Genomic DNA, 3,428 nt, shown 5'->3' on the forward strand with positions numbered 1-3,428 from the left:
AAGTGGGAGACTTCTTTCGGAGGGAAGTTAAAAAATGGATATTTTTGATATTAATAATTGGTGCTACATGTTTTCTTCGCCGGTTTTGCAATCAAATAAATAGCTGTTAATGTAAAGCCTATTCCTATAAGATGGATAAAGGAGACTTTTTCACCTAAGATAACCACAGAAAGAATGACACTGCTCATTGGTAAAACACCTGTTAATACTCCAGCTGTACTTGCAGAAACTTTTGAAACACCCTGATACATAAGAATAAAAGCAATGACAGTTACAACTATGCCGAAATAGAATACTAATCCCCACTCTGCAATAGATACTTCTCCAAAGTTAAACCGATTACCCTCATAAAGGGAAAAGGGTAAAAATAAAATGGTTCCGAAAATACTGACAACAGTTGAAATAGCCAGAGGACTAACCCGTTGTACGATAAACTTTCCGAATATAATAAACAAGGCTTCACTAATAACGGCACCAAAAATGAGTAAATTCCCTAATAAAGGGGAAGATCCACGTCCAACGGTTGTAAAAGAGTCAGAAAAATTGATTGTTAATGTTCCTAAAACCGCTAGTAAAATTCCTGTTATTACACTTTTGGTTAATTTTTCCCTAAGAAAAAGGAAGGCAAGGCATCCTGTGACTGCTGGAATTGTACTTGTAATAATCCCACCCTCAATGGCTGTGGTTATTGTAAGCCCATATAACATAAAAATATTAAATAAAAATACACCAAATAATGCTTGTAAAAACAAGATTAATAAATCTCTCTTACCAATAGAGGGAAACCCTTCGAATTTTATCAATATTGGAAATAAGATAATGGTTGCAATAAGAAATCTTAGTTCGGATGCTAAGAACACGGGAAAACTTTGAACGATCAGTTTACCTGCTACGACCGAGCTTCCCACAATAATCATGGCCAAAACGATTTTCAAACTTGAGATTAAATGTTCGTTCAATAAGATTCACTTCTCTCTGTTAAAGATGGATTAATAATATCCGTTACTACACCATATCGATTTTCCGGATATCGAGCTACCTAATGACACAAATATCTCTTTTTTCCATAAGTCAGATATACTTTACCACACCTGTTGATTATCCATAAAATGGAGGAAAGAAGGTGCACACGTCGGCGTGTTCCCTCGTCTTTCTCACGAGGAAGAGACACGGCCGCTTTGTGGCGCCAGGGCCGGACCGGCTGGGGCAAAAAGCGTCCCTTTATGCTTCTGTGCGGGAGACGAACCGACGCCCGTTCTCTACGCTTCTGTGCGGGAGACGAACCGACGCCCGTTTGGGGCACGGTGTGATGACGATCCACTCTGGATTATACTGGATAATCAACACCCTTGATGCTTTACAGTTGTACCCTTTACAGTTGTACCCTTTACTTTCTAAATCCCTTAACAAATCCGAACTGATTCCGTAGAACATTTCCATCTCTTAAATAAGCGTCTCATCATAATATGACCATGGATACTAAGTGATTAGCTTCTATTTAATTGTTCTACAAACTTAAAATAATGGTTATTTAATTCCTTTTGAATCAACTTTATCATGGCAAAATAGCTTATATTAGTACCACTTTTTATAATTTTTAATAGTGCCAATTCTGTTTAAAAGAAAAATATAAATATGCCTGGTCGTTGGACAAATCCAACTTCTCTAGCTATTTGTTGTAAGGTACTTGGAGATAAAAAAACGCTGAGGTTCCTCTGCAAATCATCGTAGTTGCTATCCCGACCTGATCCTCTAGAGGAATTACTGTTTTCACCCCAACTAGAACGGCCAGAAGAGTTGCTGTTACTCCGCTGTTGTTCTTGACGTCGTTCTTCTTCACGGCAGATTCTCCATTTACCCCTTTATACGTATCCTAGTTAATAAACCGTTACTTGACTAGAAAGCGGACAGCAACTGTCTTTCGATTACCGTCAGCTATTTTTATTCTATATAGAAATCACTCGACGTAGTAACAAAAGTTCAGGTGGTTGGAAGGAAGCGATTCGGAAAAAAGAAGAGGTTGGGTACGCCCTGCGCTCTGGCGGAAGAAATGCCGAGGTGTCTTTTTCCGACCGCTCCCGCTCACCGCCCTTCCTCCTTTTCTTACCTCCCCTCACAAACATGTGTCGATTTATCAAATCAGATATATATAATTCGGGTGATGTGTAAGGCGCTGAAGATTTCTAGAAGCACCTACTATCAATCCTTGCAAAAAAACAGAATCTCATCGTGAACGAAAAAACAAAGAACTGGCGAAAATTGATAGTTAAATAAATAAAAGGAGCTGATCCAAAAGGACACGTAAAGTAACCTTTTAGCATCAGCTCCAAAGTCTTATGGTTTTTATTTAATGTGTAATTCTACGGAAGATGGATTTTTGCTGTTTCTGGAAACTTTAATACCTGATCCTCCCTTTTTTTGAACGATCTCAAAAATAACCTTTTCCTTTACACTCGACACGTCTATTCTATAAACTTTCTCTGCTCCAGGCTTTAAGGTATCTACATGTGTAAGCTGGTCATCGACATAAACGGGTAACAATTCTTTTGCTGACGTATCTTTAACGTATACATTTATTTGAAATTGACGACTAAGAGCTTCGTTTCTGTTTTTAACTTTCACATATAGGTTATTGTTATCTTTTTTCGGCGAAAGTGTACAACGTGAGATGTTTGTTCGTGACATACAATCTCCTCCAAAGTTTTTCACTTCTTAGTCTTTTTTGATAGCCTTAATAGCATCCATGATAGCTTTACGATTACCGTTTTGTACTTGTAACATTTCGTTAAGTGTATTAGTGAGGTCGGAGATTAGGGCTTCTATATTTTCTGAATTCTGATTTTCCTTTAAGGTTTGCAACATAGTAAGTGTAGATAGGGTCATAGCTATATATGCAGGGCCATTATCCGTTACGTTGATAATGGTATTGTGTCCGTTTTTAAACGTATTGTGTCCAGAGCTTGCTCTTGCGTCAGCGTCAGCATCCGCGTCAGCATCCGCGTCGGCATCTGCGTCAGCATCAGCATCGGCGTCCGCGTCAGCATCCGCGTCAGCATCAGCGTCAGCGTCGGCATCTGCGTCCGCGTCAGCATCGGCATCCGCATCGGCATCCGCGTCGGCATCGGTATCCGCGTCGGCATCCGCATCTGCGTCAGCATCGGCATCAGCATCCGCGTCGGCATCCGCGTCAGCATCCGCGTCAGCATCCGCGTCAGCATCCGCATCGGCGTCAGCATCGGCTTTCGCTTTCGCGTCGGCGTCAGCCTTCGCTTTCGCGTCAGCATCGGCTTGTGCTTCTACATCTATTGCTACATCTGCATCAGCATCGTTGTCTAATGATATATCCTGGTCTAATTCATTATTATTCAGTCTTTTATCTTTTTTTCTATCTTTGTCTTTTTTCTTATCTTTATCTTTTTTCTTATCTT

4 protein-coding genes are annotated in these 3,428 nt (G+C 40.1%); all 4 read right to left on the minus strand.

The window, feature by feature from the left end; genetic code table 11:
* Positions 1 to 50 precede the first annotated feature (50 nt).
* A complete protein-coding gene (locus HMPREF0083_RS13090; RefSeq protein WP_040302705.1) occupies positions 51 to 959 on the minus strand; it encodes a DMT family transporter in 909 nt (302 codons plus the stop codon).
* Positions 960 to 1,221: 262 nt separating this feature from the next.
* Complete coding sequence (locus HMPREF0083_RS28075) at positions 1,222 to 1,434, minus strand: hypothetical protein (protein ID WP_155847234.1); 213 nt, start codon at positions 1,432 to 1,434, stop codon at positions 1,222 to 1,224.
* A gap of 909 nt (positions 1,435 to 2,343) precedes the next feature.
* Entirely contained in the window at positions 2,344 to 2,685 is a 342-nt protein-coding gene (locus HMPREF0083_RS13095; RefSeq protein WP_021621905.1) for a hypothetical protein, read from the minus strand.
* A gap of 27 nt (positions 2,686 to 2,712) precedes the next feature.
* Positions 2,713 to 3,428: hypothetical protein (locus tag HMPREF0083_RS29035; protein WP_021621906.1), on the minus strand; the 716-nt coding region annotated here is incomplete at its 5' end.

It is taken from the genome of Aneurinibacillus aneurinilyticus ATCC 12856, assembly GCF_000466385.1.
Taxonomy (GTDB): Bacteria; Bacillota; Bacilli; order Aneurinibacillales; family Aneurinibacillaceae; genus Aneurinibacillus; species Aneurinibacillus aneurinilyticus.